The organism is Pulveribacter suum, assembly GCF_003013695.1.
GTDB classification, from domain to species: Bacteria; Pseudomonadota; Gammaproteobacteria; order Burkholderiales; family Burkholderiaceae_C; genus Melaminivora; species Melaminivora suum.
On the sequence record NZ_CP027792.1, the window covers coordinates 1,268,673 to 1,283,560 of the forward strand.

The following is a 14,888-nucleotide window of genomic DNA, read 5'->3' on the forward strand; positions in this document are numbered from 1 at the left end:
GGCTCAGTCTTCGCTCAGCGCCTCGCGCACCGCTGCCACCTGCCGGCGCGAAACGGGCAGGGGCTGCGCCAGCCCGTGCAGGCGCACGGCCCAGCCCTCGCCCTCACCGTCGCCTGCGTCGTGGCGCACCAGCGCGCGCATGGCGTGGCGCGCCACCAGGGTGTTGCGGTGCACGCGCAGGAAATGCGCGGCGTGGCGCGTCTCCAGCTCGGTCAGCGGGTCGTCGATGACGTAGCTGCGCGAGGGTGTGCGCACGGTCACGTATTTCAGCTCGGCGCGCAGGTACAGCACCTCGGCCATGGGCACACGCTCGGTCTGGCCGCGCTCGTGCACGACCAGCGCCTCGCCGGCGGCGGGTGCCGCCGGTAGCGACGACGCAGCCGCCGCAGCAGGCATGGCGCGGCGCGCCTTGGCCAGGGCCTGCTGCAGGCGCTCCAGACGCACCGGCTTGGTCAGGTAGTCCGCGGCATCCAGTTCGAAGGCGCTCAAGGCGTGGCCGGCGTGGGCCGTGACGAACACGATGGCAGGCGGCTCGGGCAGCGCCCGCAGCTGGTGGGCCAGCGCCATGCCGTCCATGCCCGGCATGTGGATGTCCAGCAGCACCACGTCCACCGCGCAGGCACCGGGCACCTGCAGCTGGCCCAGCGCCTCGGCGGCGTGCCGTGCCTCGGCCACCCGGTAGTGCGGGCCACAGTCGGCCAGCAGCCGGCGCAGGCGGCTGCGTGCCAGGGGTTCGTCGTCCACGATGAGAATGTGCATGGCAGGCAATGCGTGAGAAAACCGCGCGCATCTTAGGCCGGCAGGCCGGCGCTTTGTTACGGGGCGCCGTAGGGCTCGCGCCGCGCCAGCACCCAGAACACCCGCGACACCCAGGCGACCGCCACGGCGGCTGCCAGCGCCATCAGCCAGCGGCCCAGGCGCTCCTGGTCGTCCAGCAGGTAGGCGTTGCACAGGCGCAGGGGCGAATCCACGTACAGCTGCCCGACCACGAAGCTCATGGGCAGTACGTTGCCCAGGAAGAAGCCCTGCACCACCCGCCCCGCAGCGTGCCAGGACAGGCGCAGCGCCGCCCCCGCCAGCACCAGGGCGAGGCACTTGAGGGCTTCGGCCGCAGGGCTGCGCAGCGCCAGGTCCAGCACCCGCGGCACCATGAGCACGGCCAGCACCACCGCCACGCCCACCAGGCCGCTGATGCCGTGGGCGTTGCAGCGCGCCAGCGCCGCCCGCGCGCGCGGCGGCAGCGCGGCGGCCAGCAGCGCGCCGGCCAGCATCCACAGCGGGAACTGCAGCACCATGTGGCGCCACATGCTGGACTCCAGCAGCGCGCGCATGAAGGGCAGGGCCAGCAGCGCCAGCAGCAGCGCACCCGCCGCGCCCTGGCGGGCGCCGGTGCAGGCCAGGCGCCACTGGGCCAGGCGCGGGGCGAGCAGGCGGGCGGCGGCGCTGCTCATGGCGCGGCGCTGCGCCCCAGGTGGCGCGCGTAGTCCAGGGCCAGCTGCTGCTCGGCCATGTCGAACACGCGGCGCATGCGGCCGCTTGCGTCAAACACCAGCAGTGCGGCGTTGTGCTCGTAGTCGCCGCGCCCGTCGGGGATGACGACCACGCCCAGGCGCTGCAGCAGGGCCTGCTGCTCGCGCGCGTCGGGCACGCGCACAAAGCGCCACAGCCGCTCGTCGGCGGCCAGGCCGCTGGCGTAGCGCTGCAGCGCGGAGGGGTCGTCGCGCGCGCCGTCGAAGCTGATGGACAGCAGCCGCACTCCCGCCGGCGGGCCGGACTGGAGCGCCGCCTGCAGCTGCTGGAAGGTGCTGCCCAGCGACAGGCAGACGGTCTCGCAGTGCGTATAGAAAAAATCCACGATGGTGGCGCCGCTGCCACCGCCCCCCTGCGGGCCCAGCAGCTCGCCCAGCGTCACGCTGCGCGCGCGGCTGTCCTGCACCGCGGTGGCCGGCACGGGCACGGGGCGTAGCGCCACCTCCAGCCGGCGCGCGCCTTCATCGGTCCAGACCTGGAAGTCGTGCGTCAGCCAGGCCGCGGCGGCCCAGCCGCAGACGGCCAGCAGCGCGCTCAGAAGCGCCGTGCGCAGCACTACTGCGTGAGCGCCTGCAGCGCGGCGCCGCCCTCGAACGGCGCCCGGCGGTCGCTGGCGGCGCGCTCCTTGGCAAACAGCTCTGCCGTCATGGCCTCGGCCTTGTTGGACCAGCTGGCGCGGATGTAGCTGGCCACGCCGGCCAGCTCCGCGTCGCCGAGCTGGGCGAAGGCCGGCATGCTGCCCTGGTACTTGTTGCCGGCCACGGTGATCTCGCCCTCGATGCCGTGCAGCAGGATGTTGGCCAGCACCCGCGGCTCGCCGGCCACCCATTCCGAGCCATCCAGCGGCGGGAACACACCCGGCAGGCCCTTGCCCGTGGCCTGGTGGCAGGCGGCGCACTGCGCGGCAAAGATCGCCTTGCCATCGACAGCGGCGCCCGCTGCCGGCGCCGCCGGGCCGGCCAGGTCGGCCACGGTGCGCTGGTCGCCCAGGCGCGAGCCGGCCAGAGGCTCGGACAGGAAGATGTACAGCACGCCGAAGACCACCATGGCCAGCGTGACGCCCACTGCCAGCAGCGGCATGGGGCGGATGGCCTCCTCGGGGTCGGCGTGTTCGCGCTGCTGCGCGGGCCGGTCGTTGGACGGTTGCATGGCAGGCCCTTTCAGGATGCGGATGCCGGCGTGGCGGCAGGGGCGGCGGCGCCGGCCGCGTCGCGCGGCTCGGGCGGCAGCACGGGGTAGCTGCGGTTGAGGGCCTGCAGGTACTTCACCAGGTCCTGCGCGTCGGGCGTGGCCACCACCACCTTGCCTGCCGGCGCGTAGCCCGGCGGCAGCTTGAGCGCCTCCTCGCCCGGCTCGGCCTTGTCCTTGATGTCGAACAGATAGGGGTAGGCCGGCATGATGGAGCCGGGCACGTAGGCGCGCGGCTGGTACAGGTGGCCCAGGTGCCAGTCGCGGCTGGGCTGGCGCACGCCGATGTTCATCAGGTCGGGGCCCGTGCGCATGCTGCCCAGCAGGTGCGGGCGGTCGTAGGTGTAGTCGCCCGGCACCGTGGCGCGGCCCCAGCCGCGCTCGGCGTCGGGGCCGAAGCTCTTGTCGCGCGGCTGCTGGGTGTGGCAATACACGCAGCCGTTGGCGATATAGACGGCGCGCCCGCGCAGCTCGGCGCTGGTGTAGGGCTTGAGGCCCTCGGGCGCCGGCACGTCACGCACCTGGATATAGGGCAGCACCACCAGGGCGGCCGTGGCCAGGCCCAGGGTGACCATGGCGCCCGCGGTCAGTTTGACTTCATTTTCCATGTGCCACCTCCAGCGTGTGGGCGCCCGCGCGGAACAGCGCGGCGCCGGTGCGCGCCGGCCCGAAGCGCAGCGCCATGGCCAGGAAATGGCCGACGAAGACGATCTGGCTGGCCACCATCAGCGCGCCACCCAGGCTGCGCGACTTGAGCCAGGGCAGGGTGACGGCCACCGAGTCCATGAAGGGGCGGGCGGCGTCCAGCATGTATTCGCCCTGCAGCCAGCCGCCGATGGACAGGCCGACGAAGTAGATCAGGATGCCCACGGCCGCCAGCCAGAACTGCAGCGTGATCAGGCGCGGGTAGGGCCACTCCCAGTTCAGCACGCGCGGCATCATGAAATAGATGGCGCCGAACAGCACCATGGTCACGAAGCCGTAGGCGCCCAGGTGCGCGTGGGCCACCGTGAAGTGGGTGAAGTGCGTGATCTGGTTGATGGAGCGCAGCGCCTCAAACGAGCCCTGCACCGACGACAGCATGTACATCAGCCCGCCGAACATCATGAAGCGCAGCGTGGGCGAGCGCAGCGCCAGGCGCATGCGGCCGCGCATGGTGCCGGCCATGTTGATGGAGAACGCCGCCACCGGAATGATCATCATCATGCTCTGCACGATGGACAGGGTGACCAGCCAGCCGGGCACCGGCCCGCCCACCAGGTGGTGGCCGCCGACCTGGGCATAGAAGAAGGCCAGCGTCCAGAAGCCCAGGATGGACAGGTTGTACGAGCGCACCGGCCGGGCGATGACCTTGGGCAGGAAGTAGTAGATGGCGCCCACGCTCACGGGCGTGAACCACAGGCCCAGCACGTTGTGGCCGTACCACCAGTTCATGGTCGCCTGCTGCACGCCGTAGTGCACGCCCGGCAGCTTGGCCACCAGGAACAAGAGCGTGATCCACAGCAGCGCCGCGACGTGGTACCAGACGGTGACGTACAGCGACTCGACCTTGCGGTTGACCAGCGTGTACAGCACCGGCCCGATGATGCAGACCATGCCGGCCACGATGAACAGGCCGATCTGCCAGGGCATCTCCAGGTATTCCATGCCGTCCGTCCAGCCGGCGCCGATGGCGCCGATGCCGCTGGCGATCGCCACGTTGATCAGCGCGCCGCCCAGCATGACCCACATGGCGCCCATCAGCGGCGTGCGCAACAGGCGCGGCAGCAGCCAGACGATGACGCCCAGCGAGGCGTTGGTGATCCAGCCGTAGAGCACGGCCGTGAGGTGCACGGTGCGGATGCGCCCGAACGTCATCCAGGCCTCGCTGACCAGCCAGTCGGGCATGTGCAGCTTCAGCGACGCGGTCAGGCCCGCCACCGAGCCCAGCACCAGCCACAGGCAGGCGAAGGCGACGAACATGAACACCGGAAAGGCGCTGGAGCGGTCGGCCTCGATGCGCTGGCTGATTTCCTGCGCGTCGGGCGGGTGCAGCGTGTCGCCGGGCTCGGCGGCCGCGGCCTGCAGCTGGGCGCGGTGGCCGGCGTGCAGGGCGGGGTCGTCCACCTTGCCGATCTCGCCCTGGGCGAAGATGACCGAAGCGGCCCGTGGGTTCTCCATCAGCAGGCCCTTGCGCATCGACCAGATGAACACGAATAGTCCAATGATCGACAGCAAAAAGGCCCCCAGCAGGCTCATGACGGCACTGTCCATGGCGGTTTCCTCGTGGTGTGGGGTGGCGCGCGCCGGGCGCCGGGGTATTTTTGATGCACCGCAAGTGGCAGTGGCTGCTCCCGTGCTATGCGTGGCTGCTCGATTTTAAAGTTCAAAACACATGAACTTTTCCGCGGGCCCTGCAAGTCCCTGTCAAGGCTGATGGCTACTCAGCCTTGGAAGGCCGCTCAGGCTGCCGGCAGGGCGATGCGCACGTGGTACAGGCCGCCCTGCGGGCCAGCGCGAAAGTCACAGTCCACGTCGTGCAGCAGGCGCAGGCGGTCGCGCACATTGGCCAGGGCGATGCCGTGGCCGCGCGAGCCGCCGGCTGCGACGTCTGCGGGCAGGGTGTTGGTGATGGTCAGCACCACGCGGCCGCCGCGCAGCTCGGTGGCGATGCGCAGCTTGGTGGTGCCGCGCACGCTGGGCTCCACGCCGTGCTTGACGGCGTTCTCCACCAGCGGCTGCAGCAGCAGCGGTGGCAGGCGCGCGCCGCCCGCGCGCTCGTCCAGCACCCACTGCACGCGCATGCGCTCGCCAAAGCGCACCTGCTCGATGTCCAGGTACTTGCGCGCCAGCTCCACCTCTTCGTGCAGCGTCACCGCCTCGCCCTGCTCGACCAGGGCGTGGCGAAACAGGTCGCTCAGGTCTTCCAGCAGCGCCTCGGCGCGTGCCGGCTCGTCACGCACCAGGGCGATGGCGCTGTTGAGCGTGTTGAACAAAAAATGCGGGCGGATGCGCGCCTGCAGCTCCGTCAACCGCGCCGTGGTGGCCGCCGGCAGGCGGGCGCGGGCGCGCAGCGCCAGGGCGGCCACCAGCAGCGCCGCCAGCAGCGCGCCCGAGGCCGCACCGGCCAGCCAGGGCGGCGGCGCGTCCATGGCCGGGTCGGCCAGGGCCAGCAGCGCGCAGGCGCCCAGGCCGGCCAGCGCGCCCAGCAGCACGCCTGCGGCGTACTGCAGCTGCGCCGGCAAGGGGGCCAGGGCGCGGCCGGCGGCGCAGGCCGTGAGCAGCCAGGCGAGCGTCGCGGGCAGGGCCACGCCGGTCAAAAGCGCCAGCCGCGCCAGCCAGTCGGCCAAGCCGCCGGGGCCGAACAAGGTGCCCACGCCCAGCACCAGCTGCACGAACAGCACGGCGCGCAGCACCACGCCGACGTGGCAGGCGTCGAAGGCAGGAGCGGGGGTCGATAAAATTTGCGGCTTTTGCATTTGTCATGCCAGCGTGGCGCCCGGGCAGCCGGGGCCGCGCCTTCACGGATTATTGCCCCCATGCCCTCTGACGCGACCACGCCCCAGCCCTCCCACGACCAGCTCGCCACCAAGGCGCAGGCCTGGTCGGCGCTCTTCGAGGAGCCCATGAGCGACCTGGTCAAGCGCTACACCTCCAGCGTGTTCTTCGACAAGCGCCTGTGGCAGGCCGACATCGCCGGCAGCCTGGCTCACGCCGACATGCTGGCCGCGCAGGGCATCATCAGCGCCGCCGACCACGCCGCCATCGAGCGCGGCATGGCCACCATCACGCAGGAGATCGAGGCCGGCCAGTTCGACTGGCAGCTGGACCTGGAGGACGTGCACCTGAACATCGAGGCGCGCCTGACCCAGCTGGCCGGCGACGCCGGCAAGCGCCTGCACACCGGGCGCAGCCGCAACGACCAGGTGGCCACCGACGTGCGCCTGTGGCTGCGCAGCGAGATCGACCTGATCGACGGCCTGCTGACCGAGCTGCAGCGCGCCCTGGTCGAGGTGGCCGGCAACAACGTCGAGGTCATCCTGCCCGGCTTCACCCATCTGCAGGTGGCCCAGCCCGTGAGCTTTGCCCACCACCTGCTGGCCTATGTGGAGATGTTCTCGCGCGACCAGGAGCGCATGCGCGATGCGCGCCGCCGCGTGAACGTGCTGCCGCTGGGCAGCGCGGCACTGGCCGGCACCACCTACCCGCTGGACCGCGAGCGCGTGGCCCGCACCCTGGGCATGGACGGCGTGTGCCAAAACAGCCTGGACGGCGTGAGCGACCGCGACTTCGCCATCGAGTTCACGGCCGCCGCCAGCCTGTGCATGGTGCACGTCTCGCGCCTGTCCGAGGAGCTCATCATCTGGATGAGCCAGAACTTCGGCTTCATCCGCATCGCCGACCGCTTCACCACCGGCTCGTCGATCATGCCGCAGAAGAAAAACCCCGACGTGCCCGAGCTGGCCCGCGGCAAGACCGGCCGCGTGGTCGGCCATCTGATGGGCCTGATCACGCTGATGAAGGGCCAGCCCCTGGCCTACAACAAGGACAACCAGGAGGACAAGGAGCCGCTATTCGACACCGTGGACACCCTGAAGGACACGCTGCGCATCTTTGCCGAGATGATCGGCGGCCAAGCCAACGCGGCCGGCGTAAAGGAAGGCGGCATCACCGTGAATGCGCAGGCTATGCGCGCCGCCGCGCAAAAGGGCTACGCCACCGCCACCGACCTGGCCGACTACCTGGTCAAGAAGGGCCTGCCGTTTCGCGACGCGCACGAGACCGTGGCCCACGCCGTCAAGGCCGCCGTGGCCCAGGGCGTGGACTTGTCGGAGCTGCCGCTGGCCGTGCTGCAGGGCTTTCACCCGGCCATCGCGCAGGACGTGTTCGACGCCCTCAGCCTGGAAGGCTCGCTGAATGCGCGCAATACGCTGGGCGGCACGGCGCCCGCGCAGGTGCGCACGCAGATCGCGCGGCACCAGGCGCGGTTGGCGCTGTGATGCTGCTTCAAAAAAGAGAGCTGCCAGCGCTTGCCGCATAAGGGTTTGAGGCCGATTTGATGCAAAAACGGCCTGACCCGACTTTTCCCTTCCACCGGAACCCTGCCATGACCGTGACCCGCCGCCGCCTGCTTGCCCGCGCCGCCGCCGCCAGCGCCCTGCCCGCCCTGCTGCCCGCCTGGGCCCAGGGCGCCGGCCCCAAGACGCTGCGCATCCTGGTCGGCTTTCCGCCCGGCGGCGGCACCGACGTGGTGGCGCGCCTGCTGGCCGACAAGCTGCGCGAGCAGCTGGGCATGACCGTGGTGGTGGAAAACCGCCCCGGCGCCGGCGGGCAGATCGCGGCCCTGGCGCTCAAGGCTGCGCCGACCGATGGCAGCGTGCTGTTTTTGACGCACGACCACACCATCTCCATCCTGCCGCAGGTGGTGAAGAACGCCGGGTTCGACCCGGCGCGCGACTTCGTCTCGGCCGGCGGCTTTGCCACCTTCGTCAACGGCCTGGCGCTGTCTCCGGGCACGCCGGCCGCGTCGTTTGCCGAGTTCGTGGACTGGGTCAAGAACAAGCAGGGCGGCAAGAGCGCCGTGGGCATCCCCGCGCCGGCCTCCACGCCCGAGTTCCTGGTGAAGCTGCTGGGCCAGCGCTACGGGCTGGACCTGGTGTCTGCGCCGTACCGCGGCAGCGCGCCCATGATCGGCGACATGCTGGGCAACCAGATCCCTGCCGGCATCGGCTCGGTGCAGGACTTCATCGAGCACCACCGCGCCGGCAAGCTGCGCGTGGTGGCTGTGCTGGGCGGCCAGCGCCAGGCGGCGCTGCCCCAGGTGCCCACCTTTGCCGAGCTGGGCCTGGCCGGCTTCGAGGACACGCCCTACTACGGCTTCTACGCCCCGGCCGGCACGCCGCCCGCGGCGCTGGCGCACTTTGCCGACGCCCTGGCCCAGGTAGTGGCCCAGCCGGGCGTGCGCGAGCAACTGGCCGCGATGGGCCTGACCGTCGGCTTCATGGCCCCGGCCCAGCTGGCCGAGCGCGAGCGCGCCTACACCCGGGTGTGGACGCGCATCATCCAGACCAGCGGCTTCGTGCCACAGTGAAGGGCCGGCGGCCGCCGCGCCGCTGCCACTGCCATGCCGCCGCCACGCGGGCGGCCAGAACAAAGAGGGAATCCTGATGCACGCCTTTGCCACCACGCTCGCGCGCCGGGCCGCCAGAACGGGGCTGGCGCTGGCGCTGGCCGCCGCCGGCGCCGCCCAGGCCCTGACCCTTACCAGCCTGTCGCCCCAGGGCGAGGTGGCGCGCGTGCGCCAGGTGGTGGCCAAGTTCGACGCGCCTGCCGTTCGCTTTGGCGACGCCGCCGCGCCAGCGCCGCTGGCCGTCGCCTGCAGCGACCCAAACGCCACCCGCGGCACGGGCCGCTGGACCAGCGACCGCGAATGGGTTTTTGACTTTGCTGCCGACCTGCCGCCGGGCGTGCGCTGCACCGTGACGCCCAAGCCAGGGTTCAAATCCGCCTCCAGCGCAGTACTGGCAAGCGCGAGCAGCTATCAATTCAATACCGGCGGGCCGTTCGTGCAGCACGTGCGCCCGGGCACCTGGGAGGCCATCGACGAAGAGCAGCACTTTCTGCTCACCCTCAATGGCCCGGCCACCGCGGCCAGCGTGGGCGAGCACGTCTGGTGCGTGGCCGACGGGGTGGGCGAGCGCATCCCCGTGCGCCTGGTCGAGGGCGAGCAGCGCACCGAGATGCTGAAGGCGCTGCGCCTGGACAAAGCCGCGCAGAAAGATCCGCTGCGCTACGCCACGCTGGCCTGCGCGCGCCGGCTGACGGCCGGCAGCCGCCTGCAGCTGGTCTTCGGCCAGGGCGTGGCCACGCCCAGCGGCGTGGCCAACCGGGTGGAGCGGCGCTTTGCCTACACCGTGCGCGAGCCCTTCACGGCGCAGTTCTCCTGCGAGCGCGAAAACGCCCAGGCCGCCTGCCTGCCGATCCGGCCGCTGCGCCTGTCGTTCAGCGCGCCCGTATCCGCCAAGCTGGCGCGTGCCATCCGCCTGAAGGGCGAGAGCCAGACGCTGCAGCCGCGCCTGGAAGGCCAGGAAGAGGCCGCCGAGGGCGCCGCCCAGGCCGATGCCGATGCGCTGGTCAACTTCATCAGCTTCGCGCCGCCGCTGGCCGCGCAGGGCAGCTACACGCTGACACTGCCGGCGGGCTTCAAGGACGCGTCGGGGCGCGCTTTGAGCAACGCACAGGGTTTTCCGATGACGGTGGCCACCGGGCCCATGCCGCCGCTGGCCAAGTTCGCCGCCGCGCCGTTCGGCATCGTCGAGCGCTTTGCCGAAGGCCCGGACGGCCCGGCGCTGCTGCCCGTCACCCTGCGCAACGTGGAGCCGCAGCTGGCGGCCAAAAGCCTGCAGCCGGGCGCCCCGCAGCCGCCCGCGCAGGGCAGCCAGGTCAGCACCCTGCAGCCCGAGAGCGACGCGGACATCATCGCCTGGCTGCGCCGCGTGCAGCGCTACGACGACTTCAGCGTCCCCCGCGCCGAGGCCCGCGCCGACGTGCGCGGCCCGCTGCCCCGCGCCCTGGACAGGGACGACGCGGACGAGGTGCAGACGCGCATGGTCTCGCTGCTGGGCGGCCGGCCCGGCGTGGCCACGCTGGAGCTGCCGCGCCCCGAGCGCGGCGACCCGCGGCCCTTCGAGGTGGTGGGCATCCCGCTGCCGCCGGGCTTTTCGGTGGTGGAGATCGCCTCGCCCCTGCTGGGCGCCTCGCTGCTGGACGCGCGCCACGGCGCGCAGCGCACCATGTACGTGCGCACCTCGGCCCTGGTGACCAACCTGGGCGTGCACTTCAAGCTGGGGCGCGAGAACGCCGCCGCCTGGGTCACCACGCTGGACGAGGGCCGGCCGGTGGCCGGGGCGCGCGTGCGCGTGTCCTCCTGCGACGGCCAGGAGCTGGCCAGCGCCACCACCGACGACAGCGGCGTGGCGCGCTTCGAAGGCCTGTCACCCGAGCCGCCGAGCTGCAGCGGCCGGGGCGACTGGCGCAGCGCCTACTTCGTGAGCGCGCGCGCCAGCGGCGAGCTGGCCTTTGCCTGGAGCGACTGGCAGCGCGGCATCGAGCCCTGGCGCTTCAACGTGCCCACCAGCGGCGAGCCGCGGCCCGACGCGCTGGCCCACACCGTGTTCGACCGCACGCTGGTGCGCGCCGGCGAGACGGTGTCGATGAAGCACCTGCTGCGCAGCCAGACCGGACAGGGCTTTGGCCTGCCCGATGAGCGCCCGGCGCAGCTGGTCGTGACCCACGTCGGCAGCGGGCAGGAATTCACCCAGCCGCTGCGCTGGCGCCGCACGCCCACCGGGGGACTGAGCGCGCACAGCGAGTTCAAGGTGCCGCCGGCCGCCAAGCTGGGGGTCTATCAGGTGCGCCTGGCAGGCCAGCAGGACGACCAGGAGCACGGCCGCACGCTGGACACCGGCTCCTTTCGGGTCGAGGAATTTCGCCTGCCCGTGCTGGAAGGGCGCATCGGCCCGGTGCCGGCGGACAAGCCCCTGGTGCGCGCGCGCAGCGTGGACGCCGGCGTGCAGGTCAACTACGTGGCTGGCGGCGCGGCGGCGCGGCTGCCGGTGCGCGTGTCGGCCCTGGTGCGCGCCCGCTCGCTGCATTTCGACGACTTCGACGCCTTCAGCTTCCGCCCGCCGCGCGGGCGCGCCGCGGGCGAAGGTGCCAGCGACGATGAGGAGGAAGCCGCCGGCCAGGACGCGCGCGTGGTGGCTGACAAGCTGCCCCTGACGCTGGACGCGCGCGGCAGCGGCCAGGTGACCATCAAGGACCTGCCCGCGGCGCGCCAGCCGCGCGAGCTGCTGCTGGAGGCCACCTACCCCGACCCCAGCGGCGAGATGCAGACCCTGCGCAGCAGCCAGGCGCTGTGGCCGGCGGCGGTGATTGCCGGCATCAAGACCGAGGGCTGGGCCTCCAGCGGCGCACGCGTGCGTTTTCAGGCGCTGGCGCTGTCGCTGGACGGCAAGGCCCAGGCCGGCGTGCCGCTGGAGGTGCGCGCCACGGCGCGCGTCACCACCACCAGCCGCAAGCGCATGGTGGGAGGCTTCTACAGCTATGACAACAAAACCGAGGCGCGCGACCTGGGCACGGTGTGCACCGGCAAGAGCGACAGCCGCGGCCTGCTGCTGTGCGAGGCCAAGCTGGAGGAGGGCGGCGAGGTGGAACTGGTCGCCGTCGCCCGCGACAAGGACGGCAACGAGGCCGAGGCCGGTGCCTCGGTGTGGATCACGCGCCGCGGCGAGCTGTGGTTCGGCGGCGAGGACCACGACCGCATCGACGTGCTGCCCGAAAAGAAAAGCTACGCCCCCGGCGAGACGGCGCGGCTGCAGGTGCGCATGCCGTTCCGCTCGGCCACGGCCCTGGTGGCCGTGGAGCGCGAGGGCGTGATCGACACCCGCGTGGTGCAGCTGTCCGGCCAGGACCCGACCGTGTCCCTGAAGATCGAACCCGGCTGGGCGCCCAACGTCTATGTCAGCGTGCTGGCCGTGCGCGGGCGGCTGCGCGAGGTGCCGTGGTACAGCTTCTTCACCTGGGGCTTCAAGGCGCCGCGCGAGTGGTGGAACGCCTTCTGGCACGAAGGCCGCGAATACGTCGCGCCCACCGCCATGGTGGACCTGGCCAAGCCCGCCTACCGCTTCGGCATGGCCGAGCTGAAGGTGGGCGCCGGCGCGCACCAGATCGCCGTCAAGGTGCAGGCCGACAAGGACAGCTACCCGGTGCGCGGCAAGGCGCAGGTCACCATCACCGCCACGCTGCCCGACGGCAAGCCCGCCGCCGGGGCCGAAGTCGCCCTGGCCGCGGTGGACCAGGCGCTGCTGGAGCTGATGCCCAATAGCAGCTGGGACCTGCTGGGCGCCATGCTCTCGCGCCGCCCCTGGGGCGTGGAGACGTCCACGGCGCAGATGGAGATCATCGGCCGGCGCCACTACGGCAAGAAGGCCGTGCCGGCCGGCGGCGGCGGCGGGCACGCGCCCACGCGCGAGCTGCTGGACACGCTGCTGCTGTGGCAGCCCGCCATCGCGCTGGACGCCAAGGGCCAGGCCCGGGTGACGGTGCCGCTGAACGACGCGCTGACCACCTTCAAGGTGGTCGCCGTGGCCGACGCCGGCACCGGCCTGTTTGGCACCGGCGCGACCAGCATCCGCGCCACGCAGGACCTGCAGATCATCAGCGGCCTGCCGCCGCTGGTGCGCGCTGGCGACCGCTTCCGCGCCCAGCTGACCCTGCGCAACACCACCGCCAAGGATATGCAGGTCGAGGTGGCGCCGCGCGCCACGCTGGTGCAGCTGCAGCCGCAGCGCGTGGACATCCCCGCCGGCCAGTCGCGCGAGCTGGGCTGGGACGTTACCGCCCCCGAGCAGCTGGCCACCACGCAGGCCCAGAGCCTGCTGTGGGAGATCGAGGCGCGCGACACGGCCAGTGGGGCCGGCGGCGCGCGCGACGCGCTGAAAGTGAGCCAGCGCGTGGTGCCCGCCGTGCCCGTCACGGTGCAGCAGGCCACGCTGGCGCAGATCGACGCCAGCCTGCAGCGCGAGGTGGCGCCGCCCGCCGGCGCGCTGCCCGGGCGCGGCGGCGTGCGCCTGGCCCTGACGCCGAAGCTCGCCGAAGGCCTGCCGGGCGTGCGCGACTGGTGGCAGCGCTACCCCTACAGCTGCCTGGAGCAGCAGGCCAGCCGCGCGGTGGGCCTGGGCGACGGCGCGCTGTGGCAGGGCCTGGTGGCGCGCCTGCCCACCTACCTGGACGAAGACGGCTTGGCCAGCTACTTCCCGCCGCGCGCGGGCAGCAGCCGGCGCGGCAGCGACACGCTCACCGCCTATTTGCTGGCGGCGTCGCACGCGGCCGCCGCCCTGCACCCGGAATTCGCCCTGCCGCCCGAGGCGCGCGAGCCGCTGGAGCGGGGCCTCACCGCCTTCGTCGAGGGCCGCATCCAGCGCGACTTCTGGAGCCCGCGCAAGGACCTGGACCTGCGCAAGCTGGCCGCCATCGAGGCCCTGTCGCGCTACGGCAAGGCCCAGGCGCGCATGCTGACCAGCCTGACCCTTGCGCCCAACCAGTGGCCCACGCACGCGGTGATCGACTGGGTCAACGTGCTCAAGCGCGTGGACGGCATCCCCGAGCGCGAGCAGCGCCTGGCCGAGGCCATGCAGATCCTGCGCGCCCGCCTGTCCTGGCAGGGCAGCCGGGCGGTGTTTTCCTCCGAGCAGGAAGACAACTGGTGGTGGCTGATGCAGGGCGGCGACGTCAACATGGCCCGGCTGCTGCTGGCCGTGATGGACGACCCCGGCTGGCGCGACGACCTGCCGCGCCTGGTGGGCGGCTTCATCGCCCGCCAGCAGGGCGGCGCCTGGCACACCACCACTGCCAACCTGTGGGGCGCCCTGGCGCTGGAGACCTTCAGCGCCCGCTTCGAATCCACACCCGTGGCCGGCACCACCCGCGCCAGCCTGGGGGCGAGCAGCGCCAACGTGGACTGGGCGCAGGTGCGCCGCCTGACCAGCGCCGACCCGCAGGGCGCGGCCCACCAGGCCAGCGCCTTTGGCGCGCCGGCCGCGCCCGGCAACCTGACGGGCAACCAGATGCTGCTGCCCTGGGGCGAAGGCGGGCAGACCCTGAACGTCACGCACCAGGGCGCGGGCAAGCCGTGGCTCACGCTGCAGTCGCTGGCCGCCGTGCCCCTGAACGCGCCGTTCGCGGCGGGCTTTTCCATCAAAAAGAGCGTGCAGGCGCTGGAGCAGGGCGACAAGAGCCTGCCCTCCGGCCAGTACGCCCGCGGTGACGTGCTGCGCGTGACGCTGGAGGTGACCAGCAGCGCCGACATGACCTGGGTGGCCATCACCGACCCCATCCCGGGCGGCGCCACCATCCTGGGCAGCGGCCTGGGGCGCGACTCGGAGATCGCCACGCAGGGCGAAAAGCGCGAGGGCCCTGGCTGGGCGGCCTACGAGGAGCGCAGCTTCGAGGCTTTCCGCAGCTACTACGAATACCTGCCCAAGGGCACGGTGAAGATGCAGTACACCGTGCGGCTGAACAACGCCGGCGACTTCCAGCTGCCACCCAGCCGGGTGGAGGCGTTGTACGCGCCGGAGATGTTTGGCGTGGCGCCCAACGCCGGGGTGAAGGTGCTGCAGCGCTGAAGGGGA

10 protein-coding genes are annotated in these 14,888 nt (G+C 72.1%); 3 read left to right on the forward strand and 7 right to left on the reverse strand.

All coding sequences use genetic code 11. The features are described 5' to 3' along the window. Positions 1-3 precede the first annotated feature (3 nt). The 7 genes from C7H73_RS05765 to C7H73_RS05795 form a co-directional block, all read right to left on the reverse strand. Positions 4-759: a LytR/AlgR family response regulator transcription factor gene (locus tag C7H73_RS05765; protein WP_106845775.1), complete on the reverse strand. Its 756-nt coding sequence runs from the start codon at positions 757-759 to the stop codon at positions 4-6. Between the two features lie 56 nt (positions 760-815). Further along, positions 816-1,451: a hypothetical protein gene (locus C7H73_RS05770; protein ID WP_106845776.1), complete on the reverse strand. Its 636-nt coding sequence runs from the start codon at positions 1,449-1,451 to the stop codon at positions 816-818. Further along, the gene (locus C7H73_RS05775) at positions 1,448-2,086 is read right to left on the reverse strand and encodes an SCO family protein (protein ID WP_106845777.1); all 639 of its coding nucleotides are present in this window, start codon (positions 2,084-2,086) and stop codon (positions 1,448-1,450) included. The genes C7H73_RS05770 and C7H73_RS05775 overlap by 4 nt, the downstream gene beginning before the upstream one ends. Further along, the gene (locus C7H73_RS05780; protein ID WP_106845778.1) at positions 2,086-2,679 is read right to left on the reverse strand and encodes a c-type cytochrome; all 594 of its coding nucleotides are present in this window, start codon (positions 2,677-2,679) and stop codon (positions 2,086-2,088) included. Before C7H73_RS05780 ends, C7H73_RS05775 begins: the two co-directional genes overlap by 1 nt. 11 nt (positions 2,680-2,690) lie before the next feature. Continuing rightward, on the reverse strand, positions 2,691-3,326 hold the full coding sequence (locus C7H73_RS05785; RefSeq protein WP_106845779.1) for a cbb3-type cytochrome c oxidase subunit II: 636 nt from the start codon (positions 3,324-3,326) through the stop codon (positions 2,691-2,693). Beyond that, positions 3,316-4,971, reverse strand: a complete 1,656-nt coding sequence (locus C7H73_RS05790; RefSeq protein ID WP_106845780.1) for a cbb3-type cytochrome c oxidase subunit I — start codon at positions 4,969-4,971, stop codon at positions 3,316-3,318. The genes C7H73_RS05785 and C7H73_RS05790 overlap by 11 nt, the downstream gene beginning before the upstream one ends. A gap of 188 nt (positions 4,972-5,159) precedes the next feature. Then, positions 5,160-6,176, reverse strand: a complete 1,017-nt coding sequence (locus C7H73_RS05795; RefSeq protein WP_106845781.1) for a sensor histidine kinase — start codon at positions 6,174-6,176, stop codon at positions 5,160-5,162. A gap of 60 nt (positions 6,177-6,236) precedes the next feature. Here C7H73_RS05795 and argH point away from each other — a divergent pair, with 60 nt between their 5' ends. From argH to C7H73_RS05810, 3 genes are all read left to right on the forward strand, one after another. Then, positions 6,237-7,697, forward strand: coding sequence for an argininosuccinate lyase (gene argH / locus C7H73_RS05800; RefSeq protein WP_106845782.1), 1,461 nt, complete (start codon positions 6,237-6,239; stop codon positions 7,695-7,697). Between the two features lie 107 nt (positions 7,698-7,804). After that, positions 7,805-8,788: a Bug family tripartite tricarboxylate transporter substrate binding protein gene (locus C7H73_RS05805; protein WP_106845783.1), complete on the forward strand. Its 984-nt coding sequence runs from the start codon at positions 7,805-7,807 to the stop codon at positions 8,786-8,788. A 76-nt stretch (positions 8,789-8,864) separates the two neighbouring features. Then, the gene (locus C7H73_RS05810) at positions 8,865-14,882 is read left to right on the forward strand and encodes an alpha-2-macroglobulin family protein (protein ID WP_106845784.1); all 6,018 of its coding nucleotides are present in this window, start codon (positions 8,865-8,867) and stop codon (positions 14,880-14,882) included. The last annotated feature ends 6 nt before the right edge of the window (positions 14,883-14,888 follow it).